This is a genomic window from Saccharopolyspora sp. NFXS83, from assembly GCF_026241095.1.
Lineage (GTDB): Bacteria > Actinomycetota > Actinomycetes > Mycobacteriales > Pseudonocardiaceae > Saccharopolyspora_C.
In genome coordinates, this window is record NZ_JAPFGB010000009.1 from 188919 (window position 1) to 214766 (window position 25848).

Sequence of the window (25848 nt, forward strand, 5' to 3'; positions counted from 1 at the left end):
GGCGCGGTCGAGGGGCCGCTCAGACGACGATCGGCGTGCCCGTGGTCGTCACGCCCGCGGCGCGCAGGTCGGTCAGCGCCGACTCGACCGTGGCGCGGGAGACCCCGGCCGTCAGGTCCAGCAGGACCGACGTGGTGAAACCGGCCTTCGCCGCGTCCAGCGCGGTCGCGCGCACGCAGTGGTCCATGGCGATGCCGACCACGTCGACGTCGGTGACCTCGTGCGCGTTGAGCCACTCGGTGAGGGTGCGCTCGGTGCCGTCGACGCCCTCGAAACCCGAGTAACCGTCGCTGTACTGGCCCTTGAGGAACACCTCGTGCAGCGGGCCGACCTCCAGCTGCGGGTGGAACTCCGCGCCCGCCGTGCCCGCCACGCAATGCTCCGGCCAGGTCCGGACGAAGTCCGGCTTCGAGCTGAAGTGGGCGCCCGGATCGATGTGGTGGTCGCGGGTCGCGACCACGTGCGCGTAACCGGATTCCGCCACGTGGCGGGAGATCGCCCCCGCCACTTCGGCCCCACCGGCCACGGCCAGCGCGCCGCCCTCGCAGAAGTCGACCTGCACGTCCACGATCACCAGCGCCTTGCGCACCTCTGGGCTCATACCGACTCCTCAGCGTGGAAGACCGTCGAAATCGCCGGTTCTCCGCTGGACAACTTCAGGCCCTCCCACGGCAGGCTCACCAGAGCGTGCCGCAGGCGCTGTCGATTGTCCTCCAACGAGGGCAGGTCATCGACCCGCTTCCCGTTGCGGACCAGTGGGATCGGCACCACCTGGTCGTGCGGGCCCGCCTTCGGTTCCACGAAACCGGGGCCGGTGCGGTGCACGACCTCCTCCAGCGCGGTGCCGGTGTCCTTGTGCCTGCGCAGCGCGGACTTGGTGCCGCCGCGGGATCCCTTGTGGGTGCTGCGCTTGGCCACCGGGCGGCCTTCCACCTCGGTGAGCTTGTAGACCATGCCCGCCGTCGGCGCCCCGGAACCCGTCACCAGCGAGGTGCCCACGCCGTAGCCGTCCACGGGTTCCGCGCGCAGCGAGGCGATCGCGTACTCGTCCAGATCACCCGACACGACGATGCGGGTGCCGGTGGCGCCCAGCGAATCCAGCTGCTCCCGCGCCTGCCGCGCCAGCACGCCGACGTCGCCCGAGTCGATGCGCACCGCGCCCAACCCGGTGCCGGCGACCTCCACGGCCGTCGCGATGCCGCGGGAGATGTCGTAGGTGTCCACCAGCAGTGTCGTGTCCGCGCCAAGTGCGGCGATCTGCGACTCGAACGCGGCACGCTCGGAATCGTGCAGCAACGTGAACGAATGCGCCGAGGTGCCCGTGGTGGGGATGCGGTAGCGGCGGCCCGCCTCCAGGTTCGACGTCGCGGTGAAACCGGCCAGGTAGGCGGCGCGGGCCGCGGCGACGGCGGACTCCTCGTGGGTGCGCCGCGACCCCATCTCGATGATCCGGCGGCCGTTGGCGGCCGAGACCATCCGGGCCGCGGCGGCGGCGATCGCGCTGTCGTGGTTCATGATCGACAGCAGCACTGTCTCCAGCAGGACCGCTTCGGCGAACGTGCCGCGCACCGTCAGCAGCGGCGAGCCGGGGAAGTAGAGCTCACCTTCGGGGTAACCGTCCACATCGCCGCGGAACCTGTAGTCGCGCAGCCAGGCCAAGGTGGTCTCATCGACCACATGATCCTCGGCAAGGCGCTCCAGCTCGGATTCGTCGAAGCGGAAGTTCTCGATCGCCTCCAGCACCCGCTCGGTGCCACCGACCACGCCGTAGCGGCGGCCGTCCGGCAACCGCCGGGTGAACGCCTCGAACACGCACCGGCGCTCCGCGGTCCCATCCCGCAAGGCGCTGGCCAGCATGGTCAGCTCGTAATGATCTGTGCGCAACGCGGTACTGGCGGCAGCCGTCATGGATCAGAGGTTACGTGCCCGTGGCCGCCCGCCTCGCCCGCAGGTCGTGCCCGATTTGGCCGTGCGGTCGTCACCGGCCCCGTGCCCACGTGCGAACATGGAGACATGACCTCGCCCGCTGAACTGGAGCGCGCGCAACTGGAACCGGCTGAACTCGGAGACGAGGACAAGCCGTGGGTCACCGTCGTCTGGAACGACCCGGTGAACCTGATGTCCTACGTGACCTACGTTCTGCAGAAGATCTTCGGTTACAGCCGGGACCACGCGACCAAGCTCATGCTCGACGTCCACAACAAGGGCCGGGCCGCCGTGTCCTCGGGCGCCAAGGAGAAGGTCGAGGGCGACGTCGCGAAGCTGCACGCCGCAGGCCTGTGGGCCACGATGCAGAAAGACTCGTGATCACGTGAACGGCTGGACTCGCAAGAACGGGCACGTGGTCGCCGAGCTGTCCCAGCAGGAAGCGGCCGTCATCCGCGGGCTCGTCGGCCAGATCAAGGACATGCTCACGGCACGCGCCGAGGAGACGCCGCAGGACGAGCTGGCCGAACTCACGGGAATCCGCACCGGGCCGTCCACGCCGCCCGAGGACCGGGTGCTCGGGCGGCTGCTGCCGGACTTCTACCGGCGCGACCCCGACACCGGCGAGACCGACGAGGAACAGCCCGAGGCCGCCGGCGCGATGCGCTCCCTGTACGAGCCGGAGCTGCTCGACACCAAGACCGGCGTCGCCTCCGTCGTCCTCGACACCTGCCCCCGCGAAGGCGGACGGGTCGTGCTCAGCGGCGAACAGGCCGACAACTGGATGGCCGCGCTCAACGACGTCCGGCTCGCGCTGGGTACCGCGCTCGACGTGCAGGACGAGATGCCGGAGGAGCCTCCGGAGGACGACCTCCGGCGCGAGCACCTCGGCGTGTACCAGTGGCTCACCTGGGTCCAGGACAGCCTGGTGGACGCGGTTTCTTCTTGAGGGGCTGGGCTCGTTTTTCTTTGGTGTTCGGGTAGCGGAACCTCAGCGGCTTCCTCGCTGCGGGATCATTTTTCCAAGTGGCTCCGCCACGAGGAAAAGTGCTGTCCTCGCGAGGAAGCCGCTGAGAACCCGCCGGTGAGCGGCTTCTCGACGTGGGCTGTGCGCTGGCGCGCATGCGAGCACGGCCTTCGGTCGCAAAGCAGGCGGGCTTCGCCGCCCACTGCACGGCTTCGCCGCTAGCACGGCCTTTGGCTGTGAGGAGTCGGGTTCGCCGCTGACGGGGCGAAGTCGGCGAACCCTCGGTGCGTGCCGGGCAGGATGGGGACATGACTTCCGGGGCGAGGGATTCGATCGTGGACGTCGACGGGGTGCTCGTCGGGCACCACCAGCGGCTGGACGAGCAGTGGGCTAGCGGGACCAGCGTGGTGCTGGTGCCGCGCGGAGCGGTCGCCGCGGTAGACGTGCGCGGCGGCGGTCCCGGTACGCGGGAGACCGACGTGCTGGAACCGACGCACCTGGTCTCGCAGGCGCACGGCGTGGTCCTCACCGGCGGCAGCGCCTACGGGCTCGCCGCCGCCGACGGGGCGATGCGGTGGCTGGAGGAGCGCGGGCACGGGCTCCAGGTGGGCGCCCACGCCCACGAGGTGGTGCCGGTCGTGCCCGCCGCCGTGCTGTTCGACCTGCCGATGAGCGACTGGGGAAACCGGCCCGACGCCGAGTTCGGCCGCCTCGCCTGCGAGGCCGCGACCGCGCACGACGCGCGCGAGGGCAACGTCGGCGCGGGCACCGGAGCCGTGGCCGGCGCGCTCAAGGGCGGCATCGGCACCGCGAGCGCCGTGTTCCGCAGCGCCGCGCTCGGCGTCGACGTCACCGTGGGCGCGCTGTTCGCGGTCAACTCGCTCGGTTCCGTGATCGACCCGGAGACCGGGCTGCCGTGGGATCCCGACCCCGGCCTGCGCTCCCCAGCGGGAGCGGAGATCGCCGCCGCCCGAGCTCGCCACGACCCGGATGCCGGTCGGCCCGGCCGGCACGGCACCGCGTCCCGCCCCCTGAACACCACCATCGGGGTCGTCGCCGTCGACCTCGCCCTGACCAAGGCGCACTGCCGCCGGGTCGCGGTCGCCGCCCACGACGGTCTGGCCAGGGCGATCCGCCCGGCGCACTCGATGCTCGACGGGGACACCGCGTTCGTCCTCGCCACCGGCGACCAGGAGCCCGGTGCGCAGTGGGTTCCGGTGCTCGACGAGGTGTGCGCGGTGGCCGCGCGGGTCGTGCAGCGGGCCATCGTGCGGGCCGTGCTCGCGGCCGAACCCGTCGGCGAGGTGACGTCCTACACGCGCCTCTACCCCTCGGCGCGGGAATGAACCATTGTGGGCGAACGTTGATCCCGCAAACGGCACCGGACAGCGGAGTTCCGCATGTTGGACACCGGTGCCTCACATAGTAGGATGGTGCCTGTGCTGGTGATTCGACGTGACCTCGTGGAGGCGATGGTCGCGCACGCTCGACGGGACCACCCGGACGAGGCGTGCGGCGTCATTGCCGGTCCCGACGGGTCGGACCGCCCCGAACGACTCTTGGAAATGATCAACGCCGAGCGCTCGCCGACGTTCTACCGGTTCGATTCGGCGGAGCAGCTCAAGGTGTGGCGCGGGATGGACGAGGCCGACGAAGAGCCGGTCGTCATCTACCACTCGCACACCGCTACCGAGGCGTACCCGTCGCGGACCGATGTGGCCTACGCCTCGGAGCCCAACGCGCACTACGTTCTCGTGTCCACCAGGGACCCGGAGACCCACGAGCTGCGCTCGTACCGCATCCTCGACGGCGTCGTGACCGAGGAGCCGGTGGAGATCGTGGAGTCGTACATGTTCGCCCACACCGGCACCGACGAGGTGCCCGACCAGGGCTGATCCGCACCTGCCGCCCCGCACGCGGCGGGTTTCGGCGTGCGAAAGTTCCGTTCAGAAGTCCTTGTGGACAGGGAGGTTCCTCAACATGGCAATCAAGGTCTCGATCCCCACCATCCTGCGCAGCCACACCGACGGGCAGAAGTCCGTCGACGCCAGTGGCAGCACCGTCGCCGAGGTCATCAACGACCTCGACAGCAAGCACAACGGCCTCAAGGACCGCCTGGTCAAGGAAGGCTCGCTGCACCGCTTCGTCAACATCTACGTCAACGACGAGGACGTGCGCTTCTCCGGCGGCCTGGAGGCCAGCGTCGCCGATGGCGACAGCGTCACCATCCTGCCCGCCGTCGCGGGCGGCATGCGCTGAGTCCGACCGGCTGAGACTGGAGGCACGTCGTGGCCCGCTACGACTCGCTGCTCGACGCACTCGGTGACACCCCGCTGGTGGGGCTGCCGAACCTCTCGCCCGCCCCCGACGTGCGGTTGTGGGCGAAGCTGGAGGACCGGAACCCGACCGGTTCGATCAAGGACCGCGCCGCGCTGTCCATGATCGAGGCGGCGGAGAAGGAAGGCAGGCTCACCACCGGCTGCACCATCCTGGAACCGACCTCCGGCAACACCGGCATCTCGCTGGCGATGGCCGCGAAGCTCAAGGGCTACGGCCTGGTCTGCGTGATGCCGGAGAACACCTCCGAGGAGCGCAGGCAGCTCCTGCAGGCGTTCGGCGCCCGCATCGTGTCCTCGCCCGCGGCCGGCGGTTCCAACCAGGCGGTCGCGGTCGCCAAGGAGCTGGCCCAGCAGAACCCGGACTGGGTGATGCTCTACCAGTACGGCAACTCGGCGAACGCCGACGCGCACTACCGGGGGACCGGGCCGGAGATCCTGCGGGACATGCCGGGCATCACGCACTTCGTCGCGGGGCTGGGCACCACCGGCACCCTCGTCGGCGTGGGCCGGTACCTGCGGGAGCAGAAGCCGGGCGTGCAGATCGTGGCGGCCGAACCGCGCTACGGCGAGCTGGTGTACGGGCTGCGCAACCTCGACGAGGGCTTCGTCCCGGAGCTCTACGACCCGGACGTGCTGTCCCGGCGGTTCTCCGTCGGTTCGTACGACGCGCTGCGCCGCACCCGGCAGCTGCTGGAGTCGGAGGGCATCTTCGCCGGGATCTCCACGGGCGGCGTGGTGCACGCGGCGTTGACCATCGGCGAGAAGGTCGCCGCCGCCGGGGAGTCGGCGGACATCGTGTTCGTGGTGGCCGACGCGGGCTGGAAGTACCTGTCGACGGGCGCCTACGGCGGCACCCTCGACGAGGCGGCCCAGCGCCTCGACGGCCAGCTCTGGGCCTGAGCCCGGCCAGTGGCTCGTCCTGCGTGGCGGGGCGGGTAGCGGAACCTCAGCGTTCTTCTCGCTGCGGGATCTTTTTCCCAAGTGGCTCTGCCACGAGGGAAAAAGCTGTCCTCGCGAGAAGAACGCTGAGAACCCGCCGGTGGTCGGCTTGCTCTAGCTGGTCGCTGCTCAGCGGCTTCGCCGCTGACAAGATGTAGATCAAGCGCGAACGGCCGCGACCTAGCGGTGGGTGAGGCCCGCTTCGTAGGCGATCAGGCCTGCCTGGACGCGGTTGGTGCAGTCGAGCTTGACCAGGGTCCGGGAGACGTAGCCCTTGATCGTGGCCTCCGACAGGTAGAGGCGTTCCCCGATCTGCGCGTTGGACAGGCCCTCGCCGATGCCGGTGAGCACTTCCCGCTCGCGTTCGGTGAGCTCGCGGATCGAGGCCAGCGCGCGCTGCCTGCCGGTCTGCTGCCCGGAGGACGCGGTGATCAGCCGCTTCGCCGCCTCCGGCGACAGCACCGTGTGCCCGTCCGCGGCGACCCGCACCAGCCCGATCAGATCTTCCGGCGGCGTCGACTTCACCAGGAACCCGGAAGCCCCGGCGCGCAACGCTCGCAGCACGTACTGGTCGGCGTCGAACGTCGTCAACGCGACCACCGCGGGCGGGTTCGGCAGCGCGCTGATCCGCTCCGTCGCGGTCAGCCCGTCCACTCCCGGCATCCGCAGGTCCATCAGCACCACGTGCGGCCGGTGCCGGACCACCGCCTCCACGGCCGCCGCGCCGTCCTGGGCGTCGTCGACGACCTCGATGTCCGGCGCCGAACCGAGGATGGTGCGCAGGTGCGCGCACACCATCGGCTCGTCGTCGACCAGCACGACGCGGATCGGTTCGCTCACCCCAGAGTCCCCGTTCGGCAAGGCACTAGCCGGAAACGGCTTCGGCCGTGGGCACGTACCCCGGAAGTATCGCACCCACCTCGAACCCGCCATCGCCGGTCGGGCCGGAGTGGAAGGTGCCACCGACGAGTTCCACCCGCTGCCGCAGCCCGAGCAGCCCCGCCCCCGCACCGTGCCTGGCGAGCTCCCCGGCCGAGTCCGGTCGCGTGTTGCGCACCGCCAGCCGCACCCGGTCCGGGCCGTACTCCACGTGCACCTCGACGGAGCTGCCGGGCGCGTGCTTGTGCACGTTCGTCAACGCCTCCTGCACCACGCGGTAGGCGGCGCGGCCCACCGACGGCGAGACCTCGGTGGTGCTGCCGAGCTCGGTGAGCCGGATCGGGACGCCCACCGCTTCCGTCTCGGCGACCAGCCCGGAGAGGTCCGGAGCCGAGGTGGTCGCGGTCCGGTCCATCCGCTCGTCCCCGGAGCGCAGCACGCCGAGGAAATCGCGCAGCTCGTCCAACGCCTGGCAGCCGCCGGAGCGCAGTTCCTCGGCGGCGGTCCGGGTGGCGGTGTCCGGCGCGGTCACGCCCAGCGCGCCCGCCTGCAGCACCATCAGGCTCACCCGGTGGGTCACCACGTCGTGCATCTCGGTGGCCATCTTCGCCCGCTCGTCCGCGCGGGCCTGCTCGGCCAGCAGCTGCTGCTCCCGCTCCGCCCGGTCGGCCCGGTCCCGCAGCGCCGCGACGAGCCGCCGCCGCTCGCCGATCCACAACCCGAGCACCGCGGGGAACGCGGTGACCCAGAAGGCGTTGCCGAGGGCTTCGCCGTCCGGATGCGTCCACGGCCGCAGCGCGGTGCACACCCCGACGGCGACCAGGATCCAGCCCGCGACGCGCGGCCGTGGCCGCGTCTCGTAGGCGGCGAACGCGTAGATGACGAACACCAGATCGGGCGGCATCCACGGGTCGGCCCGCTTGTTCATCGGCAGGAACGCCCCGACGCCCGTCGAGTACGTGAGCACGTGCAGGAGCATCGCCGCCACCCCGATGGCCAGCAGCACCGCGGAAAAGCGGCGGCGCACCAGCAACCCCAGCGTGAACAGGTTCATCAGGACGGTCGAGACCCACTGGCCGCCCATCCAGCCGTAGTCCTGCGGCGGCAGGTCCGGCGGGTTCAGCGAGGCGAGGATCGGGCCGAGCGGCAGCAGGACGGCGACCAGCACCACGTCGAACACCGCGGCCCGCGGCGTGTCCCACAGGTGTCGCCATAGCGGGCGTTGCACAACGCACACGGTAGCCGCGCCGCGGGACCGTTCGGTCCGGATGCGCGCCGGTCGGCGGCCATGAACCTACGAAAGTCGCACGGTGGGACGACTTCGGTGCGGCCGGAACCAGACCGAACGCCGTCGCGATGATCCCCGCCGTCGCCGTGGAATGGACACCGTCCACGGAAGTCCTGGGGGAGAACATGCACACAGCGGTGCCCACCACCACGAGCCCACCGTCCAGAACCGAGTCCCCGCCGGCGTTCGCGAACAGGCCGCTCCTGCTCATCGCCGCGGTGTTCACGGCGGTCCACCTGAGCGCGAGCGCGTTCGGCGGGTACTGGATCGACGAGGTCTACATGCTGGCCATCGGCCGGTACCACCCGGACTGGGGGTACGTGGACCAGCCGCCGCTGGCGCCGCTGCTGGCCGGGGCGATGGAGTGGCTCGCGCCGAACTCCATGTTGCTGCTGCGGTTGCCCGCCACGCTGATCTCGGCGAGCGGGATCTTCCTCGCCGGGTTGCTGGCGAAGGAGCTCGGTGGCGACCGGCGCAGCCAGGTGATCACGGGGCTCGCGTTCGCGACCGGGGTGTGGACGTCGCTGATCGCGCACTGGATCACCCCGTACACGCTGGAAGTGCCGCTGTGGATGCTGCTGTGCTGGCTGCTGGTGCGCTGGTGCCGGCAGCACGCGGAAGGTCGCGCCGACGACCGGTCGCTGCTCGCGCTCGGCGTAGTCATCGGCGTGGCGATGCAAACGAAGGTCCACGTCGCCGTGCTGTGCGCGGCGTTGCTGGGCTGCCTGCTGGTGTTCGGTCCGCGTGACCTGCTGCGGCGCCCGATGTTCTGGGGGTGCGCCGGGATCGCGCTGGTCATCGCGGCACCGACGTTGATCTGGCAGGCGGCGCACGGGTGGCCGCAGCTCGCGATGGCCGAGGTGGTCATGGCGGAAACGCCGACGCTCAGCGACGGCAGGGCGGGAGCGGCGCTCTCGTTCTCGTACGCGGGAGTGCTCGGAGCCTGCTTGTGCCTGTACGGCACCGCACGGCTGCTGTTCGCCGCGGAGTTCCGGACGTACCGGTTCATCGGAGCTGCGGCCCTCGTGCAGTACGCGTTCTACATCGCCACCAGCGGGCGGCCGTACTACGTCATCGGCATGTACGGCGTGCTGATGGCGGCGGGCGCGGTGGCCTTCCAGCGCAGGCGCGAAGCGCGGGCCGCGACCGGGCGGCGCGGCCTGAACTGGGCGATCTGGCCCGCCGCCGCGCTGTCGGTGCTCGCGGCGGGCGGCGTGGTCTGGCTGTCGACGTTGCTGACCTCGGCGTTCGGGGTGCCCGCGGACCGGTCGCTCGCGCAGGACGTCTCGGCGGCCTACCGGCAGTTGCCCGCCGGCACCCGCGAGCACACCGCTGTGGTCGGGGAGAGTTACATCCTGGCGGCGATGCTCGACGCGCGGTCCGACGAGTACGGGCTGCCGCTGGCGCACAGCCCGCACCGCGGCTACGGGTACTTCGGCCCGCCGGACCCGTCCGCCGAGAACGTGCTGATCGCCGGCAACGATCCGGCGAGGTGGCGGCCGTACTTCGCGGAGGTGCGGCAGGTCGGCCACGGCGGTATCCCGGTGTGGCTGCTCACCGATCGGCAGGAACCGTGGCCGCAGCTGTGGGAACAGGTCCGCGAGCTGTAGTGGGACCGTTCCTCCCGTGCTCGGGGCGCTCGGCGACGATTCGCCTGCCGACGACCGGGAAGCCGACCGGCCGGTGCGCGGGAGCTGACACCATGGCCATCACCACCTCACCAGCGGATCGGAGACCGCGAAGTGTCCACAGCAGACAGTCCGGCGAGCTCGGCGGTGCGGTTGCGCCCACCTCGCCACCGCATCGAACGCAGAGCCATCGGCTGGTGGTCCGTGCAGGCCGCGACGCTGGTCTTACCGCCGCTGATCGCCCTCGCGGTGCTCGCCGCGCTGATCGAACCCGCCCGCCCCTGGCTGTTGCTGGGACTGGCCGCGGTGGCAGTGCTCGGCGTGCCCTACCTGGTCGTGATGCCGCAATGGCGCTACCGGGTGCACCGCTGGGAGAACACCGACGACGCCGTCTACACGGCCGCGGGCTGGTTGCGGCAGGAGTGGCGGGTGGCGCCGATGTCGCGGATCCAGACCGTGGACACCGTGCGCGGCCCGCTGCAGCGGATGTTCGGGCTCTCCAGCGTCACCGTCACCACCGCTTCCGCGGCCGGGCCGCTGCGCATCGACGGCCTCGACCACCGGGTGGCCGCCGAGCTCGTCGACGTGCTCACCGCCACCACGCAGGCCGCGCGCGGGGACGCGACGTGAGCGCGGCGGCCGACTGGCGGCGGCTCGACGCGAAGGTCGTGCTGGTGCTGCTGATCCTGGTGCTGGCACCGCTGATCCCGACCGCGGGCGTGATGCTCATCGCGGGGGCGAACCCGGTCGTGGTCGCCTCGATGTCCGGGATCTGGGCGGGCGCCGCCGTCGTGCTCACCGGGATCGCCGCGCTGGACTGGTGGTTCACCACCTACCGGATCAGCGACGAGCGGGTGGAGCTGCGCAAGGGGGCGCTCTCGCGCAGCCACCGGTCGCTGCCCCGCGACCGCGTCCGCAGCGTCGACCTCACCGCCGACCCGGTGCACCGGCTGCTCGGGCTGTCCGTCGTGAAGATCGGCACCGGGGCACAGGCGGACGGCGAGCTCAAGCTCGACGGCGTCGCCCGGCCGGACGCGGAGCGGATCCGGGCGGCCCTGCTGCTCCGCGAGTCCACCTCGGACTCGGAAGTGGCGGACGGGGCGCTGGCCCGGCTGCGCCCGGTGTGGCTGCTCTACTCCGGCGTGACGATGTCGTTGATCCTGGCCGTGTGGGGCGCGATCGCCTCGGCGTTCGGCTCGTTCTCCGAGCTGTTCGCGAAGTTCGGCCTGTACCGGGCGATCGGGGAGGAGTTCCGGTCGGTGCCGCTGTGGCTGGGCATCGGCGTTCCCGCGCTGGGGGCGGTGCTGATCGGGGTCCTCGGGTCGTTCCTGCTGTCGCTGGAGCTGTGGTGGAACTTCACCCTCACCCGGGAGTCCTCCGGGACGCTGCGGGTGCGGCGAGGGCTGCTCACCAAGCGGTCGATCTCCTTGGAGGAGAAGCGGCTTCGCGGTGTCGAGGTGTCCGAGCCGCTGCTGCTGCGCTGGACCCGAGGTGCTCGCACCAACGCGGTCGCCACCGGCCTCAGCGACGACAAGGACGGCAGCCAGCCGGACGCGAAGACGCTGCTGCCGCCCGCGCCGCGCGCCGAAGCTCGGCGGGTCGCCGCCGAGGCCCTGGGGGAGGACCGGTTCCCCGCCGACGGGTTCACCGGACACCCGGCCGCCGCGCTGCGCAGGCGGATCACCTGGGCGCTGCTGTCGGCGCTGCCGTTCGCGGCGGCGGCGATCGTGTGCGCGGTGCTCGGCTGGATCCCGACCGGCCTCGCCGTGGGGGTGGTGGTGCTCAGCGCGCTGATCGCGGTCGCGTTCGGCGTCGACGCCTACCGGAACCTGGGGCACCGGCTGCACGAGGGGTACCTGCTCAGCAGGCGCGGTACGGCGGTGCGGCGGACCGTCGCGTTGCAGCGCGCCGGGATCATCGGCTGGCGGTTCGAGCAGTCGGTGTTCCAGCGCCGGTCCGGGCTGGTGGACGTCGTCGCCACCACCGCCGCGGGTTCGGGGCGCTACGCGGTGCCGGACGTGCGCACCGGGGACGGTCTCGCGTTCGCCGACGAAGCGGTGCCGGAGCTGCTCGCGCCATTCCTCGAACCGATCCCTGACGATTAATACCGACGGCAGATAGGGCCATTCGGGTGAGATGCGTTTCGCATTGAAGCGGAACCAGCCAGGAGGCAGGCGGAAAACGGCACGATCTGGAGATCAACTACAGGATTAATCCGACTTGAAGAATCGGAGCCGAGCGGGTGCGGATCGTGCCACCCGCTCGGTTCTTCAGTTGGTTCCCGCGACGCGGCCGGTGCGGCCGGAGGGCGCGGTCAATCCAGGGTCAGCGGTCGAACTCGCCGCGCTTGAGGACTCCGAGAAAGTCCTCCCACCGCGCGGGCTCGACGGCGAAGTAGCCACCCGGTCGGTCCTTCGTATCGCGCACGCCGATGCGCCCGACCCCGAAGCCGACCTCCACGCATTGCCCTTGGTGCGTGCTACGGGTGCTGGTCCGCCAACCCGTGAGGTATTCCATCTACAGCTCTCCTATGCGCTCGTGAATCACTTGAATAGACCCTTCCGGGTCGATCGCGTGTGCGCGTAGATGGTCCATCATCGTCACGTATTTGGACAGCTCGTTATCTCGTTCGAGGTATAACCCGCCCACGTGGGTTTCCAGATAGACGACATCCGGATCCACGTGATTGGAGTAGCGCAGGATGACGAATGGACCTGCCTGCGCGGGATGTGCGCCCGCGTCCAGCGGCATGACCTGCAGCGTCACGTTCGGCAGTTCCGCCAAAGTGAGCAAGTGCTCCAACTGGCGGCGCAATACGGCCGAACCGCCCACTCCGCGTCGCAACGCCGTTTCGCCGATTACGGCCCACAGGTCCAAGGGCTGAGAACCGGTGATCCGGTCCTGGCGCTGCATCCGCAGCTCCACGCGGCGCCCGATCTCCGGTTCGTTGGCCCGGATCAAAGTGGATCTGGTGATGGCGTAGGCGTACTCCGCGGTCTGCAGCAGCCCGGGGACGGCTTCCGACTCCCAGGTGTGCATGGACGAGGCCTCGGCCTCCAGACCGACGTACGTCTCGTACCACTCGGGCAGCACGTCGCTGTAGGAGTGCCACCAGCCGCGCTTGCGCGCGTCTCTGGCCAGGTTGATCAACTGCTCGCGTTCGGCGCCGTTGACGGCGTAGAAGTCCAGCAGAGCGCTGACGTCTCCGATGGAGGGCGAGCGCTTCGCCGTTTCGAATCTGCCTATTTTCGCCTGGGTGCAACCGAGGTGGGTGGCGGCCTGCTGCTGCGTGACCTCCGCCAGCCCTCGAAGCCTGCGCAGCTCCGCGGCGAGGCGGCGACGGCGCACCGTGGGACTCACTGTCATGGAGATCAGTGTCCACCCTGCGAACCGAGCGTCACCATCGTGTCACCCAACCGACATCCGCCCGGCCGGATTCGAGGCGTGCCCCCAGGCCCGAATCGGCCCTCCGAACGCCCGGCGAGCGTTCCAGCGGCCGGCCCCGGCGGCGGTCCCGCGCGGTCTCGGTCCTGGTGCGGGACCTGGGTTTCCCGGCCGAGTCCTGCTCAGATGCCAGACCGAGTCGACATGGGGGGATCGATCCGCAAGATCGCGGAAAGCGCTCACTCAGAGCGACGAACCGGGGCGAGCGTGCGGGGACCGCCCTCCTGAGACGAGTGACGCCCGCCCCGCCGCCGGTCATGGCCGGGGAACGTTGCGCAGGTTGCTGCGCGCCAGCTGCACCATCTTTCCCACCCCGCCGGAGAGCACCGTCCGGCTCACCGCCAGCGCGAAACCCTTCACCTGGGTACCGGTGATCCGCGGCGGAATGGACAGCGCGTTCGGGTCGGTGACCACGTCGACGAGCGCGGGCCCCGGATGCGCCAGCGCCCCCGCCAGCGCATCGCGCACCTGAGCGGGCTTGTCCACCCGCACCGAATGGATCCCCGCCGCGGCGGCCACGGCCGCGAAGTCGATCGAATCGTGGTCGGTGCCGAAATCCGGCATCCCGTCCACCAGCATCTCCAGCTTCACCATGCCCAGCGAGGAGTTGTTGAACACCACCAGCTTCACCGGCAGCCGATGCGTGCGGAGGCTGAACAGGTCTCCCAGCAGCATGGACAACCCGCCGTCACCCGACATCGAGATGACCTGCCTGCCCCGGTCGACGACCTGCGCGCCGATCGCCTGCGGCAGGGCGTTGGCCATCGACCCGTGCACGAACGAGCCCAGCACCCGCCGGTGCGCGTTCGGGCTGACGTACCGGGCCGCCCACACGTTGCACATCCCGGTGTCCACGGTGAACACGGCGTCCTCGGCGGCCAGGTCGTCGAGCACGTCGGCGACGTACTCCGGGTGGATCGGGACCTGGTTCTCCACGTTCGTGGTGTAGGACTCGACGACCTGCTCCAACTGGTCCGCGTGCTCGCGCAGCATCCGGTCCAGGAAGCTCCGGTCGGTCTTCTGCCGCAGCTTCGGCAGCACCGCCCGGATCGTCTCCCGCACGTCGCCCTGCACCGCCAGGTCCAGCACCGTGCGCCTTCCCAGGTGCGTCGGGTCGATGTCGACCTGGACGGTGTTGGCCTGCGGCAGGAAGTTGTCGTACGGGAAGTCGGTGCCCAGCAGCACCACCCGGTCCGCCTTCTGCATCGCCTGCTGGCAGGCGCCGTAGCCGAGCAGACCGCTCATGCCCACGTCGTAGGGGTTGTCGTACTGGATCCACTCCTTGCCGCGCAGCGCGTGCCCGACCGGGGAGTGCAGCGCGCCCGCCAGCTCCATCACCTCGTGGTGCGCGCCGCGGGTTCCCGCGCCGCAGAACAACATCACCCGCTCCGCCGAGTTCAGCGACTCGGCGAGCTTGTCCACCTGCGTGGGCGAGGGCACCACCGTCGGCGGCTCGGAGTGCACCGTGCCGCTGCCGGTGGGGCGAGCGGCCGACTTGTGCGCGACGTCGCCCGGCAGCACCAGCACCGACACCCCGCGGTGCCCGACGGCGGTCTGCATCGCGCTGCGCAGCAGCCGCGGCATCTGCTCCGGCTGGGAGAGCAGTTCGCAGAAGTGGCTGCACTCGTTGAACAGCTCCTCCGGGTGGGTTTCCTGGAAGAAGCCGGTGCCGATCTGCTCCGACGGGATATGGGAGGCCAGTGCGAGCACCGGTGCACTGCTGCGATGCGCGTCGTAGAGCCCGTTGATCAAGTGCAGGTTGCCCGGCCCGCAACTTCCCGCGCAGACCGCCAGACGCCCGGTGAGCTGGGCTTCGGCGCTGGCCGCGAACGCCGCCGCCTCCTCGTGCCGGACGTGAACCCACTCGATGCCCTCGGTGCGGCGGACCGCGTCCACCACCGGGTTGAGGCTGTCCCCGACGATCCCGTAGATCCGTTGTACTCCTGCTTGCACGAGCACTTCGATGAACTGGTCGGCCACGGTCGGCATGCGCTCTCCCGGTACGTCGGGTTGCTGGTTCCTCCCGTCTACGCGGGGCGGTGCGAGCCCGCAACTTCACCGCTGCCGGCGGCTCGGCGTGCGTGGCGGGCCGACCCATGGCGGTTCCGGCGCGGACGACCGCCGTGTCGAAGACGAGTGCGGGCCGTAGCACGACGTTCACCGCCCGTTCGGGGGAAAGGGGTAACGTCTCCCCCTCAGCCGACGATCACCCTGTAGTCGACGTCGACGAGTTCCTCGAAAACCCCAGCAGGGAAGGAAAAACGGTGAGCCTGCGCCTTTACACCGTTTGCGCGCTGTCCGTGACCGCCTCGGCATTGGCCGGGCTGTTGTTCGGTGGGTTCATCGCCTCGGACGATCAGGAAGAGGCCGTTTCCGTGAACACCGTCTCGCAGACGGTGCCGGAGAGCACGCCTCGACTGCCCTGATCCCGCGCGGCCTGGGCGGTCGGTGGCCGCCCAGGCGAACGGGGTCCTCCGCGTGGACTAACGTCGAGCCATGAGCGAACAGCAGCGACTCTCACCGGGCGACGCCGCGCCCGACTTCTCCCTGCCGGACGCCGACGGCAAGACCGTGGCGCTGGCCGACTACCGGGGCCGGTCCCTGGTCGTCTACTTCTACCCCGCGGCGAGCACTCCGGGCTGCACCAAGGAGGCCTGCGACTTCCGGGACAGCCTGGCGGAGCTCGACGACGCCGGATTCGACGTCGTCGGCATCTCACCCGACAAGCCGGAGAAGCTCGCGAAGTTCCGCGACGCCGAAGGCCTCACCTTCCCGCTGCTGTCCGATGTGGACAAATCGGTGATGACCGCGTGGGGTGCGTTCGGGGAGAAGAAGAACTACGGCAAGGTCGTGCAGGGCGTGATCCGCTCGACCTTCGTCGTCGGCCCCGAAGGCGAGATCGACAAGGCGCTGTACAACGTCAAGGCCACCGGCCACGTCGAACGCCTCCGCAAAGACCTCAACGTCTGACCCCCGCGAAAAGGGGACGCCTCCGCCCGGAGACGTCCCCTTTTCTCATGCCCGCTCCAAGTGAACGGACCCTTCGCCCAATCCCGTTGGACGAAGGGTCCGTTCACTCGATCCTGCTGGCCGGTGTGGCCGCATCGCACCGGGAGGGAAGGTTTCCGGGGTGAACGGACCGCTTGTCCGATCTCGTTGGACGAAGGGTCCGTTCACTCCGAGTGGGTCAGTCGAGGGTCATGTAGACGGCTACTCCGGCGGCGATGACCACTACCAGGTAGCGCAGCAGGGTCGCGGGGAGCCGTTGGGCGATCTTGCCGCCGACGAAGCCGCCGAGCACCGTCGTCGGCACCAGCATCAGCACCGCGGTCCAGTCGACCGGCGCGATCAGCGCGTACACCACGAACGTCACGGCGCTGCCGATCAGCCCGAGCCAGCTCTTGAGCGCGTTGAGCCGCCGCATGGAGTCGTTCACCGCGAGCACCAGGATCGCGATGAGGATGACGCTGCGAGCTCCGCCGAAGTAGCCGCCGTAGATCGAAGCGAAGAAGATCCCGACGGTGAGCCACACCGTCCGGTCCGGTTCGCCCTCGTCCGGGTGCCCGAGCCATCGCTTGATCGTGTTCTGGAACGCCATCAGCACCGCGGACAGCCCGACCAGCGCGGGAACGACGGCGTCGAACACTTCGCCCGGCAGCACGAGCAGCAGCACGCAGCCGATCACGGAGCCGGCGCCCGCCGCGAGCGACGTCCACAGCAGCCGTCGCGGGGTGCCCTTCAGGTCGTCGCGTTGGCTGACGGCGGCGCCGACGAACCCCGGCCCCTGCGCCACCGAGTTCGTGACGTTCGCGACCAGTGGCGGCATGCCGGTGGCGAGCAGCGCCGGGAACACCAGCAGCGAGCCGCCGCCGGCGACGGCGTTGATCGCGCCGGACAGGAATCCGACGACGACCAGCACCACCAGCTCTATCCATTCGCTGAACACCAGCGGAACCTAACCGCCACCGGTCGCTCTCCGGCGCTCGGGGCGACCGCCATCACAAGAGGATCTTGCTCGCCGGCGTCAGCTGTGCGCGACGAGCGCCGGGCAGGCGCCCGCCGACTCCGCTAGGTGCGGCACCTCTTCACCGATGTCCACCGGATCACCGGCCGCCGCGCGGCGCGGTGCGGGCGCGCCGAGCGAGTTCGCGGCGTGCAGCACGGTGAGGACGCTGAAGGTGACGGCGGCGGAGGCGATGCCGACGGACGCGTACACGAGCCAGGGCTTCATCAAGGGTCTCCTGCGACGAGAGCAACGGATGGCCGAGCGGACCACGGGGTGCGGTGATCCGCCCGGTGGGGCCCGGCCGCTGGTGTGCTCGCGGCCCGGCGTCGTCCCCACCGGCCGGGACCGCGCGGGGCCGTCGGGAAGTGCGGCCGGTTCGCGGCTCGCGTTCCCGGAGGAGCGGGGTCGAGCATCATCCCGCCCTGCTTGCGAGGTGTTCAGGCCTGGTTCCGATCGCCGGGCCCACTCGGCACTTCGCCCGCTCACGCAGGGTCGTTACGACTTTCCAGGAGCAAGTTCTCCGCAGGTCATCGACGTCACACCCCGCTGCCGCCGCACCTCTCGGCGAAGCTGGTGCGGATCGGCGCCGCACGATTCCCCCGGCTCGCCGCCAGCACTACCCGAAGCCGCCGAACGACTCCGCCATCCGCATGACGCCGACACCGATTCACCCGGCGGGGGGGCGACTGCGCGGCGAACAGGATCAGGGGCCGGCGAACCGGTTCGGAAGGCCTCGCGGAGCGCGCCGGAGCATCCGCTGGAGGCGCAGGACGAGCGGCTCGATGCGACGTCGTCCCACGGCTCGGAGGAAGGCGCGTGAACCGAGGTGCGTGACCGCATCGCTGGGAGACGGTGCGGTCCTGGTGCGAGATCGCCTACCGCTACTGGCCCGCCAGGTCTCGCAGCGTCGGCAGCAGGAGCCGCAGGGCCCGACCCCGGTGCGAGTCAGCGTCCTTCTCCTCCGCCGACAGCTCCGCCGCCGTTCGGGTCTCGCCTTCGGGGACGAAGATCGGGTCGTAGCCGAAGCCGTTGGTGCCGCGTTCGGCGCGGGCCACGGTGCCGGGCCATTCGCCGCGCACCACGGTTTCCGTGCCGTCCGGCAGCACCAGGGCCGCCGCCGACACGAACGCGCCGCCGCGCCGCTCGTCGGGGACGTCGTGGATCTGGCCGAGCAGCAGGTCCAGGTTGGCCTGGTCGTCGCCGTGCTTGCCGGACCAGCGGGCGGAGAGCACTCCGGGCATGCCGTTGAGCGCGTCCACGCTCAGGCCGGAGTCGTCGGCGACCGCGGGGAGCCCGGTGGCGCGGGCCGCGTCGGCGGCCTTCGCGAGGGCGTTGTCCTCGAACGTCGCGCCCGTCTCGGGGGCCTCGGGGAACTCCGGTACCGCGTCGAGGCCGATGACCTCCACGCCGGTGACGCCCTCGGCTTCGAGGATCCGCCGCAGCTCGACGAGCTTCTTCGCGTTGCGGGTCGCGAGCAGGACCCGGCTCACTTGGCGCCGCCGGGCAGTTCGCCGGGGTAGGGCGCGGCCAGCGCCTCGGTCTGCTTGCGGGCCAGCTCGGCGCAACCGTTCAACGCGAAGTCGATCATCGTGTCGAGCGTGGAGCGGGTGAACGTGGCGCCTTCGCCGGTGCCCTGCACTTCGACGAGGGTGCCGTGGTCGGTGGCGACCACGTTCATGTCGACCTCGGCGCGCGAATCCTCCTCGTAGGGCAGGTCCAGCCGCACGCGGCCGTCCACCACGCCGACGCTGACGGCGGCGATGGAGCAGGACAGCGGCTTCGGGTCGGACAGCTTGCCCGCCGAGCTCAGCCAGGTGATGGCGTCGGCGAGGGCCACGTACGCGCCGGTGATCGCCGCGGTGCGGGTGCCGCCGTCGGCCTGGATGACGTCGCAGTCCAGGGCGATGGTGTTCTCGCCCAGCGCCGCCAGGTCGATGCAGGCGCGCAGCGAACGGCCGATGAGCCTGCTGATCTCGTGGGTGCGCCCCCCGATGCGGCCCTTCACGGACTCGCGCACCCCGCGGGTGTTCGTCGCGGAAGGCAGCATCGCGTACTCGGCGGTGACCCAGCCGAGGCCGGACCCGGAGCGCCAGCGCGGCACCCCGTCCTGCACGCTCGCCGCGCACAACACGCGTGTCCGCCCGAACTCCACCAGGACCGACCCGGCGGGCCAATCCTGATAGCCACGGGTGATTCGCACTTCCCGGAGCGCGTCGTCGCTCCGCCCGTCCGCTCTCGCCACGCGGCCCACCCTAACGAGTCCGTTCGCGGCGAGTCGCGCGGCGGGTCCCGGCGGCCTCCGCGCCGCGCCGCTCGGCGGTGCCGCCGCGATTTCCGGCGTGGTCCGCCTGAGCAGGCGGGCAGCGCTACCAGTCGACCGTGCGCCAGTCGACGACCTTCGGGCGCCGCCCCGTCTCCAGGAAGTCCCGCAGCGCCGCCGCGAGCACCGCGGGATCGACTCCGCTGCCCGCCGGGAATTCGGCGTCCTCACCGGACAAGCCGGGGGAGGACGGGTCGCCGTCGAGCACGGCGTAGTCGTGGTCGACGTCGAAGTGGCTCAGGTAGCCGAAGCCTCCGGACACGGCGGCGACCACGTCGTGGTCGAGCATGCCGGTGGCCGAGTCGGCCAGCTCCCTGCCCTCGTGCCAGATCGTCGCCGGGCCCGCGTTCGGCTCCGCCAGCCGCCGGATCAGGTCGTCGACCTCGCCCGGCTCGGTGATGCTGAGCCCGTCGCCCGCGTTCACGTCCGCCGTCGACGCGATCGACCACACCGCAGTGATCGTCATCGTTTCCCCTTCCACCGCGAACGCCGCCGCTCGTTCAGATCGAATGGCTCTGACCGGCCTCGACGATCTCCACCGGCCCGTCGAACTCCTCGGTCGCCTCCCGAAGGATCTCCTGCCGGTCCGTCCACGGTTGCAGGTGGGTCAGCAGCAGTTGCCGCACCCCGGCTCGCTTCGCGACGCGGGCGGCCTGCCTGCCCGACAAGTGCACCCCGTCGGGGCGATCCGGGGAGTCGGTCCAGGACGCCTCCGCAAGCAGCACGTCCGCGCGGCGGGCCAGCTCCTCCAACGCCGCGCACGGCCCGGTGTCACCGGTGTAGGCGAGCACGCGGTCCGCGGTCCGCACCCGGAAACCCCAGGCCGGGCAGAGGTGGTCCACCGGGAGCGCCGTCACCCGGAACGGTCCCACTTCGGCGGGTTCGTCGAAACCCTCGAAGTCGTACACGTCGGCGAGGTCGGTGTCCGCGAGCTCCGCGGCGTTGGGCGCGTACAGCCGGGTCAGCCGATCCTGCGTCTCCGGCGGGCCGAACACCCGCAGCCGGTGCGCCGCCGGGTCGTACGGCGGGTTCGGGCGGTAGCGGCGCAGCACCGTGAGCGCCCCGAAGTCCGAGCAGTGGTCCGGATGAAGGTGGCTCAGGAACAGACCGTTCAGGTCGAACGGGTCCAGGTGGCGCTGCAACGCGCCGACCGTGCCGTTGCCGAGGTCGAGTGCGATCCGCGTCCCCTCGGCTTCGACGAGGTAACCGGAGGCGGGTGAGTCCGGACGGGGCAGGCTGCCCGAGCACCCCAGAATCGTCAGCTTCACACCGATGAGCCTGACATGGCGAAGGGCTTCACGGACTCGGTTATGGAGATCGGACCACCCAAGAAGCGCGACGCCAGTTTCGCGAAACGCTCCGGCTCACCCGTTGCGCTGAATTCGTGCGTCGGATCGGGTTGCCCGCTGAACAAGTCCTGTTCGGTGAGTACCCGGACCACGTCTTTCGCCGTTTCCTCCGCGCTGGACACCAGCGTCACCTGATCGCCCATCGCGATCTGCAGCACCCCGGTGAGCATCGGGTAGTGCGTGCAGCCCAGCACCAGCGTGTCCACGTCCGCCTGCTGCAGCGGATCCAGGTAGCCCTGCGCCAAGCCGAGGACCTGGCGACCGCTGGTGATGCCGCGCTCCACGAAGTCCGCGAACCGGGGGCAGGCGGCCGTGGTCAGCCGCACCTGGGGCGCGGCGGTGAACGCGTCGTCGTAGGCGCGGGAGCGGATGGTCGCCTGGGTGCCGATCACCCCGACCCGGTTGTTGCGGGTGGTGGCGACGGCGCGGCGCACCGCGGGCAGCACCACTTCCACGACCGGGACGTCGTAGCGCTCGCGGGCATCGCGCAAGCACGCCGCCGACGCGGTGTTGCACGCGATGACCAGTGCTTTCACCCCGTCCTCGACGAGCGAGTCGGTGATGGCGAGGGTGCGGGCGCGGATCTCGGCCAGCGGCATCGGACCGTACGGCGCGTTCGCGGTGTCCCCCACGTAGCGGATCGCTTCGCCCGGCAACTGGTCCAGCACGGCCCTGGCGACGGTCAGCCCGCCGACCCCGGAGTCGAAGATCCCGATCGGCGCGTTCGTCACGCCGACAGTGTGCCAGGCGCGGCCTTCTCAGCCCCGCGACGAGTGCTGCGCGCCACCAGCCACGCCGCGAGCAGCCCGCCCAGCGCACCGCACAAGTGTCCCTGCCAGGAGATCTGCGGCTGGGTGGGCAGCACGCCCCACAACATCCCGCCCCAGTAGAAGAACAGCACCACGGCCACCAGGATCTGCGCGAAGCTGCGCACGAAGAAGCCGCGTACCAGCAGGAACACCATCCAGCCGAAGGCCACGCCGGACGCGCCGACGTGCGTCCCGCCATCGGCGATCAGCCAGGTGCCGAGACCGGCGACGATCCACACCGTCGCCGTCACCGCGACGAACTGGCGCGCCCCGTTGGCCAGCAGCAACCAGCCCAGCACCAGCAGCGGGATCGTGTTCGACATCAGGTGCGGGAGACCGGCGTGCAGCAGCGGAGCCCACAGGACTCCGTCCAGCCCGTCGATGCGGTGCGGCTCGATGCCGTACTGGTCCAGCCGTTCCCCGTTCAGCTGGTCCCAGAGCTCAAGAGCCCAGAGCACCGCCACCATGAACGTCATCTGCACCGCCGCGCGCAACGGCTTCCGCGGGAGGACGCGCGGTCGCTGCCGTTCTGGCTGATTCGTCACCTTTTCGAGATTACGCGGATCGGGTCAGCGGTGACTCGGGGATGACCCCGAACCGCCAATCGCGCCAGATAGGCTCCCGCACCGTCGCCGAAGCTGATCCCTGGAGGTATGAGCGGTGCACACCACCGCACGGGCCGAGCAGGCCGTGCAAGCCGAAGCGCTGTTCGGGCACGGGCCCACCTGGGACGCCGGGACCGCGAGCCTGCTGTGGACCGACCTCCGGTCCCGCACCGTGCACCGCTACGCGCCCGACGACACCGACCACTCCATGGAGGTGCCGCAGCAGGTCAGCGCCGCAAAACCGCGGTCGCGCGGCGGGCTGCTGCTGCACTTCGACGAGGGCATCGCGCTCTACGACTCCGACGGGGAACGCCGCACCTGGCTCACCTTCTGGGCCCGCGACGGGTTCCGCGGCGGTGAGACCACCGTCGACGCGTGCGGTCGGGCGTGGGCCAACACCGTGCCGGAGGGCGAGCACGGCGACGGCTGGCTCGTGCGGGTCGACGCCGGAGGCGCGGCGCACGTGGTGCTCAACGGGATCTCCGCGGGCAACGGGCTGGCCTGGAGTCCCGACGACACCGTCCTGTACTTCGTCGACGGCGCGACCCGGCGCGTCGACGCGCTCACCGTCGACCCCGTGACCGGCGCGGCCTCCGAGCGGCGCCCGGCGTTCGAGGTGGACGGCGAACCCGCCGGGCTGTGCACCGACGTCGAGGGCGGCGTGTGGGTCGCCGTGCAGGACCGCGGCGAGGTGCGCCGCTACGCGCCGGACGGGCGCCTGGACCGGACGGTGCCGCTGCCGTCGCAGCGGCCGACGGGGTGCTGCTTCGGCGGCGAGGACCTCACCGACCTGTACATCACCACCGCCCGCGAGGGCGTCACCGATCCCGCCCCGGCGGACGGCTCGGTGCTGGTCCTGCCCGACGCCGGAACCGGCCTCCGCTCCCACACCTTCGCCGGCTGACCCCCATCCCACCGACCCGCCCGGTCGCGTCCGCGGAGCGGAGTGAACGGACCGTTCGTCCAATCCCGTTGGACGAACGGTCCGTTCACCCACTCCCATCGCCCCGGCGAACGCGAAGGGGCCCGCCCGCAGTGCTTGGGATGGAGTGAACGGACCGTTCATCCAATCTCGTTGGACGAACGGTCCGTTCACTTCTTCAGAACCCCTGGTCGACCACGGCGTGGCCGGAAGCGGAGAGCGCCGGACGGGTTGAGTGAACGGACCGTTCGCCCAGTCCGGTTGGACGAACGGTCCGTTCACTCGAATCCGGGTCAGGATCGGGCGCGGAGGGTGGTGGCTGCGGAGTGGGCGCCGTCGTGGTGGGGCCAGCGGGGGGTATCACCGGTGGGGGTGTCGCCGAGGATGGTGACGCGCTGGCCCACGCGTCGCTCCGCGTAGTCGTTGATCGCGTAGTGCTGGGTGGCGCGGTTGTCCCACATGGCGATGGCCCCGGTCGTCCAGCGGAAGCGGCACACGTGGCTCGGGTGCTCGACGAGGGTGTAGAGGTGCCGCAGCAGCAGGTCGCTCTCGGTCGCGTCGAGCTGCGGGATGCGGCGGGTGAACATGCGGTTGACGTACAGCGAGCGCCGGCCCGTCTCGGGGTGCACCCGAACCACGGGGTGTTCGGCTTCGCTGCGGAACGAGCCGTTGGGGTGCTCGAATACGTGGATCGCGGTGAGGCCGTCCAGCATTTCCCGCAGTGGTTCCGAGACCGCTTCGTAGGCGAGGTACTGGTTGCTCCACATCGTGTCGCCGCCGAACGGGGGGCATTGCACGATTTGCAGGATGGAGGCCACGGGCGGGGTGGGGCTGAAGGTGACGTCGGTGTGCCAGACGTCGGCCTTGGCTCCTTGCGCGGAATCGAGCACGACGATTTCGTCGTGCCCGTCCAGCTTCGGCAGGAAGGGGTGCACTTCGAGTTCGCCGAGGCGCTTGCCGAAGTCGATGTGCGCTTGCGGGCTGAGCCCGGCCGCCTCGGGGAAGAACAGCACGAGGTGTTCGAGCAGCAGCTCGTGGACCTGCTGGAAGGCCTGGTCGGAGAGGTCGTTCAGGTCGATGCCGCGGACCTCGGCGCCGAGTGCGCCGCTGATGGGGCGGACCTCCAGGTCGGTGTCCTGAATGGGAGCAACCATGATGACGACCCTTTCTCGGTGGAACTGAGAACAATGCGCGTGCGGAATGGCGGATCAGCGATTCGAGTGCGCGCTGCCCGTGGTGGCGAAAATTCTTGACCCGCAATGGAATGCGGTGCGATGCTCGCGGTGCCGGAATCGGTTTCCGGCGGCGATTTCCCCCTTGCTCTGAGTTCGCGCGGCGACGGCGCCCGCGGCATGAGCGCACGCATTCGCAGCAGGAACAGGAGTGCACCAGTATGGCTTCGGAGACCACGGATCCCGGCGCGCGGTTGGCGGCGCTGACCGATCTCGCCACCCCGTTCGCGGTGCGCGCGGCGGTGACGCTCGGCGTGCCGGACCGGATCGCGGAGGGCACCACGGGGCTCGCCGAACTCGCCGCGGCCACCGGGACGGACGCCGATTCGCTGGCGAGGTTGCTGCGGCACCTGGTGGCGATCGGGTTCATCGCCGAGCAGGGCGGCGGCTTCGCGCTCACCGACGTCTCCCGGCACCTGCTGGGGGAGGAGAGCGCCTGGCAGAAGAAGTGGCTGGCCCTGGACGGTCCGGGCGCGAAGATGGACCTGGCCTACGCGGGCATGGCGCATTCGGTGCGCACCGGCCGGTCCGGTTACGAGCCGGTGCACGGCGTGCCGTTCTGGGACGACTACCAGCGCGACGACGCCCTGCGAGGCTTCTTCGGCGCGATCATGGCCGCGCACGCCTGGCAGACCGGTCCGCTGCTGGCCGCCGAGTACGACTGGGCGCCGGTCAAGAACGTGATCGACATCGGTGGCGGGGTGGGGGCGCTGCTGGTCGAGGTGCTGCGCGGGCAGCAGCACCTGGAGGGTGCGGTGCTGGACCTGCCGCCGGTGGCCGCCGAGGCCGCGGAGGCGCTCGACGGGTCCGGGGTGCGCGACCGCGCCGAGTTCGTGCCGGGCAGCTTCTTCGACGAGCTGCCCGCGGGCTACGACAGGTACATCGTGTCGCGGGTGCTCACCGACTGGCCGGACGCCGACGCGGTGCGCATCCTGCGCCGCTGCGCCGAGGCCGCCGGCAGCGGTGGCCGCGTCCTCGTGGTGGAGGTGCTGGCCGGGGAGGAGCACGCGAAGAACAACTCCTCGTTCGACCTCCAGTCGTTGTCGCTGCTCGGCGGTCGCGAGCGGTCCGTGCGGGACTTCGAGGTGCTGGCCGCCGAAGCGGGCCTCGCGGTGCGCGGCAGCAGCAGCTGGGACGGCGGGCTGGTGCTCGTGGAGTGCGAAGCCGCCTAGCGGACCGCTCCCGGCCTGGGCGG

General features: G+C 70.7%; 29 protein-coding genes. 13 read left to right on the forward strand and 16 right to left on the reverse strand.

Going from position 1 to position 25848, the window contains the following annotated elements:
* Positions 1 to 19: 19 nt before the first annotated feature.
* Entirely contained in the window at positions 20 to 589 is a 570-nt protein-coding gene (locus tag OOZ19_RS12815) for an isochorismatase family protein (RefSeq protein WP_323055130.1), read from the reverse strand.
* An 8-nt stretch (positions 590 to 597) separates the two neighbouring features.
* Positions 598 to 1908, reverse strand: a complete 1311-nt coding sequence (locus tag OOZ19_RS12820) for a nicotinate phosphoribosyltransferase (protein WP_266090319.1) — start codon at positions 1906 to 1908, stop codon at positions 598 to 600.
* A 105-nt stretch (positions 1909 to 2013) separates the two neighbouring features.
* Here OOZ19_RS12820 and clpS point away from each other — a divergent pair, with 105 nt between their 5' ends.
* The 6 genes from clpS to OOZ19_RS12850 all read left to right on the forward strand — a co-directional run bounded on the left by clpS (position 2014) and on the right by OOZ19_RS12850 (position 6132).
* Entirely contained in the window at positions 2014 to 2307 is a 294-nt protein-coding gene (clpS, locus tag OOZ19_RS12825) for an ATP-dependent Clp protease adapter ClpS (protein ID WP_184477241.1), read from the forward strand.
* 4 nt (positions 2308 to 2311) lie between these two features.
* A complete protein-coding gene (locus OOZ19_RS12830; protein ID WP_184477243.1) occupies positions 2312 to 2875 on the forward strand; it encodes a DUF2017 domain-containing protein in 564 nt (187 codons plus the stop codon).
* A gap of 326 nt (positions 2876 to 3201) precedes the next feature.
* On the forward strand, positions 3202 to 4239 hold the full coding sequence (locus OOZ19_RS12835; protein WP_266090320.1) for a P1 family peptidase: 1038 nt from the start codon (positions 3202 to 3204) through the stop codon (positions 4237 to 4239).
* A gap of 93 nt (positions 4240 to 4332) precedes the next feature.
* Positions 4333 to 4788: a M67 family metallopeptidase gene (locus tag OOZ19_RS12840; protein WP_323055126.1), complete on the forward strand. Its 456-nt coding sequence runs from the start codon at positions 4333 to 4335 to the stop codon at positions 4786 to 4788.
* Between the two features lie 85 nt (positions 4789 to 4873).
* Entirely contained in the window at positions 4874 to 5152 is a 279-nt protein-coding gene (locus OOZ19_RS12845; RefSeq protein ID WP_266090322.1) for a MoaD/ThiS family protein, read from the forward strand.
* Positions 5153 to 5181: 29 nt separating this feature from the next.
* Entirely contained in the window at positions 5182 to 6132 is a 951-nt protein-coding gene (locus tag OOZ19_RS12850) for a PLP-dependent cysteine synthase family protein (protein ID WP_266090323.1), read from the forward strand.
* 219 nt (positions 6133 to 6351) lie between these two features.
* Here OOZ19_RS12850 and OOZ19_RS12855 read toward each other — a convergent pair whose 3' ends face one another.
* A complete protein-coding gene (locus OOZ19_RS12855; protein WP_266090324.1) occupies positions 6352 to 7011 on the reverse strand; it encodes a response regulator in 660 nt (219 codons plus the stop codon).
* Between the two features lie 25 nt (positions 7012 to 7036).
* Positions 7037 to 8278 (reverse strand): sensor histidine kinase, encoded by a 1242-nt coding sequence (locus OOZ19_RS12860; protein WP_266090325.1) that lies wholly within the window; start codon positions 8276 to 8278, stop codon positions 7037 to 7039.
* A 185-nt stretch (positions 8279 to 8463) separates the two neighbouring features.
* Here OOZ19_RS12860 and OOZ19_RS12865 point away from each other — a divergent pair, with 185 nt between their 5' ends.
* From OOZ19_RS12865 to OOZ19_RS12875, 3 genes are all read left to right on the forward strand, one after another.
* Complete coding sequence (locus tag OOZ19_RS12865) at positions 8464 to 9948, forward strand: ArnT family glycosyltransferase (RefSeq protein ID WP_266090326.1); 1485 nt, start codon at positions 8464 to 8466, stop codon at positions 9946 to 9948.
* 132 nt (positions 9949 to 10080) lie between these two features.
* Positions 10081 to 10596, forward strand: coding sequence for a PH domain-containing protein (locus OOZ19_RS12870; protein WP_266090327.1), 516 nt, complete (start codon positions 10081 to 10083; stop codon positions 10594 to 10596).
* A complete protein-coding gene (locus OOZ19_RS12875; RefSeq protein ID WP_266090328.1) occupies positions 10593 to 12071 on the forward strand; it encodes a PH domain-containing protein in 1479 nt (492 codons plus the stop codon). Before OOZ19_RS12870 ends, OOZ19_RS12875 begins: the two co-directional genes overlap by 4 nt.
* A 220-nt stretch (positions 12072 to 12291) precedes the next feature.
* Here OOZ19_RS12875 and OOZ19_RS12880 read toward each other — a convergent pair whose 3' ends face one another.
* From OOZ19_RS12880 to OOZ19_RS12890, 3 genes are all read right to left on the reverse strand, one after another.
* Positions 12292 to 12483, reverse strand: a complete 192-nt coding sequence (locus tag OOZ19_RS12880) for a DUF397 domain-containing protein (RefSeq protein ID WP_266090329.1) — start codon at positions 12481 to 12483, stop codon at positions 12292 to 12294.
* On the reverse strand, positions 12484 to 13332 hold the full coding sequence (locus tag OOZ19_RS12885) for a helix-turn-helix domain-containing protein (RefSeq protein ID WP_266090330.1): 849 nt from the start codon (positions 13330 to 13332) through the stop codon (positions 12484 to 12486).
* Between the two features lie 333 nt (positions 13333 to 13665).
* Positions 13666 to 15399 carry a pyruvate dehydrogenase gene (locus OOZ19_RS12890; RefSeq protein ID WP_266090331.1) on the reverse strand — a complete coding sequence of 578 codons (1734 nt, stop codon included), beginning with the start codon at positions 15397 to 15399 and terminating at the stop codon, positions 13666 to 13668.
* A 134-nt stretch (positions 15400 to 15533) separates the two neighbouring features.
* On the opposite strand from OOZ19_RS12890, the gene OOZ19_RS12895 reads away from it, so the two are divergent.
* Positions 15534 to 15836 (forward strand): hypothetical protein, encoded by a 303-nt coding sequence (locus OOZ19_RS12895; RefSeq protein ID WP_266090332.1) that lies wholly within the window; start codon positions 15534 to 15536, stop codon positions 15834 to 15836.
* A gap of 70 nt (positions 15837 to 15906) precedes the next feature.
* On the forward strand, positions 15907 to 16380 hold the full coding sequence (bcp, locus tag OOZ19_RS12900) for a thioredoxin-dependent thiol peroxidase (RefSeq protein ID WP_266090333.1): 474 nt from the start codon (positions 15907 to 15909) through the stop codon (positions 16378 to 16380).
* Positions 16381 to 16597: 217 nt separating this feature from the next.
* On the opposite strand, the gene OOZ19_RS12905 is transcribed toward bcp, so the two are convergent.
* From OOZ19_RS12905 to OOZ19_RS12940, 8 genes are all read right to left on the reverse strand, one after another.
* Complete coding sequence (locus tag OOZ19_RS12905) at positions 16598 to 17356, reverse strand: sulfite exporter TauE/SafE family protein (RefSeq protein WP_266090334.1); 759 nt, start codon at positions 17354 to 17356, stop codon at positions 16598 to 16600.
* 78 nt (positions 17357 to 17434) lie between these two features.
* On the reverse strand, positions 17435 to 17641 hold the full coding sequence (locus OOZ19_RS12910) for a hypothetical protein (RefSeq protein ID WP_266090335.1): 207 nt from the start codon (positions 17639 to 17641) through the stop codon (positions 17435 to 17437).
* A gap of 656 nt (positions 17642 to 18297) precedes the next feature.
* Entirely contained in the window at positions 18298 to 18906 is a 609-nt protein-coding gene (gene rdgB / locus OOZ19_RS12915) for an RdgB/HAM1 family non-canonical purine NTP pyrophosphatase (protein WP_266090336.1), read from the reverse strand.
* Positions 18903 to 19658 (reverse strand): ribonuclease PH, encoded by a 756-nt coding sequence (gene rph, locus OOZ19_RS12920; RefSeq protein WP_266090337.1) that lies wholly within the window; start codon positions 19656 to 19658, stop codon positions 18903 to 18905. Before rph ends, rdgB begins: the two co-directional genes overlap by 4 nt.
* Before the next feature lie 124 nt (positions 19659 to 19782).
* Positions 19783 to 20202 carry an Imm1 family immunity protein gene (locus tag OOZ19_RS12925; protein WP_266090338.1) on the reverse strand — a complete coding sequence of 140 codons (420 nt, stop codon included), beginning with the start codon at positions 20200 to 20202 and terminating at the stop codon, positions 19783 to 19785.
* Positions 20203 to 20236: 34 nt separating this feature from the next.
* Complete coding sequence (locus tag OOZ19_RS12930) at positions 20237 to 21004, reverse strand: MBL fold metallo-hydrolase (protein WP_266090339.1); 768 nt, start codon at positions 21002 to 21004, stop codon at positions 20237 to 20239.
* Positions 21001 to 21816, reverse strand: a complete 816-nt coding sequence (murI, locus tag OOZ19_RS12935) for a glutamate racemase (protein ID WP_266090340.1) — start codon at positions 21814 to 21816, stop codon at positions 21001 to 21003. Before murI ends, OOZ19_RS12930 begins: the two co-directional genes overlap by 4 nt.
* Positions 21813 to 22439 (reverse strand): rhomboid family intramembrane serine protease, encoded by a 627-nt coding sequence (locus OOZ19_RS12940; RefSeq protein ID WP_416309427.1) that lies wholly within the window; start codon positions 22437 to 22439, stop codon positions 21813 to 21815. The genes murI and OOZ19_RS12940 overlap by 4 nt, the downstream gene beginning before the upstream one ends.
* A 115-nt stretch (positions 22440 to 22554) precedes the next feature.
* Between OOZ19_RS12940 and OOZ19_RS12945 the strand changes: the two genes are divergently transcribed.
* Entirely contained in the window at positions 22555 to 23403 is an 849-nt protein-coding gene (locus tag OOZ19_RS12945; protein ID WP_266090341.1) for an SMP-30/gluconolactonase/LRE family protein, read from the forward strand.
* A gap of 311 nt (positions 23404 to 23714) precedes the next feature.
* Here the strand turns inward: OOZ19_RS12945 and OOZ19_RS12950 are convergent, their stop codons facing one another.
* Positions 23715 to 24575, reverse strand: coding sequence for a TauD/TfdA dioxygenase family protein (locus OOZ19_RS12950; RefSeq protein WP_266090342.1), 861 nt, complete (start codon positions 24573 to 24575; stop codon positions 23715 to 23717).
* A gap of 239 nt (positions 24576 to 24814) precedes the next feature.
* Here OOZ19_RS12950 and OOZ19_RS12955 point away from each other — a divergent pair, with 239 nt between their 5' ends.
* Positions 24815 to 25825, forward strand: a complete 1011-nt coding sequence (locus OOZ19_RS12955) for a methyltransferase (RefSeq protein ID WP_266090343.1) — start codon at positions 24815 to 24817, stop codon at positions 25823 to 25825.
* The last annotated feature ends 23 nt before the right edge of the window (positions 25826 to 25848 follow it).

What these genes read in the sequence shown, in the direction of transcription:
- OOZ19_RS12955 (WP_266090343.1), top strand. Translation starts at nt 24,815, where the DNA reads ATGGCTTCGGAGACCACGGATCCCGGCGCGCGGTTGGCGGCGCTGACC.
- OOZ19_RS12925 (WP_266090338.1), bottom strand. Translation starts at nt 20,202, where the DNA reads ATGACGATCACTGCGGTGTGGTCGATCGCGTCGACGGCGGACGTGAAC.
- OOZ19_RS12885 (WP_266090330.1), bottom strand. Translation starts at nt 13,332, where the DNA reads ATGACAGTGAGTCCCACGGTGCGCCGTCGCCGCCTCGCCGCGGAGCTG.
- OOZ19_RS12820 (WP_266090319.1), bottom strand. Translation starts at nt 1,908, where the DNA reads ATGACGGCTGCCGCCAGTACCGCGTTGCGCACAGATCATTACGAGCTG.
- OOZ19_RS12835 (WP_266090320.1), top strand. Translation starts at nt 3,202, where the DNA reads ATGACTTCCGGGGCGAGGGATTCGATCGTGGACGTCGACGGGGTGCTC.
- bcp (WP_266090333.1), top strand. Translation starts at nt 15,907, where the DNA reads ATGAGCGAACAGCAGCGACTCTCACCGGGCGACGCCGCGCCCGACTTC.
- OOZ19_RS12950 (WP_266090342.1), bottom strand. Translation starts at nt 24,575, where the DNA reads ATGGTTGCTCCCATTCAGGACACCGACCTGGAGGTCCGCCCCATCAGC.
- OOZ19_RS12880 (WP_266090329.1), bottom strand. Translation starts at nt 12,483, where the DNA reads ATGGAATACCTCACGGGTTGGCGGACCAGCACCCGTAGCACGCACCAA.
- clpS (WP_184477241.1), top strand. Translation starts at nt 2,014, where the DNA reads ATGACCTCGCCCGCTGAACTGGAGCGCGCGCAACTGGAACCGGCTGAA.
- OOZ19_RS12910 (WP_266090335.1), bottom strand. Translation starts at nt 17,641, where the DNA reads ATGAAGCCCTGGCTCGTGTACGCGTCCGTCGGCATCGCCTCCGCCGCC.
- OOZ19_RS12890 (WP_266090331.1), bottom strand. Translation starts at nt 15,399, where the DNA reads ATGCCGACCGTGGCCGACCAGTTCATCGAAGTGCTCGTGCAAGCAGGA.
- OOZ19_RS12865 (WP_266090326.1), top strand. Translation starts at nt 8,464, where the DNA reads ATGCACACAGCGGTGCCCACCACCACGAGCCCACCGTCCAGAACCGAG.
- OOZ19_RS12845 (WP_266090322.1), top strand. Translation starts at nt 4,874, where the DNA reads ATGGCAATCAAGGTCTCGATCCCCACCATCCTGCGCAGCCACACCGAC.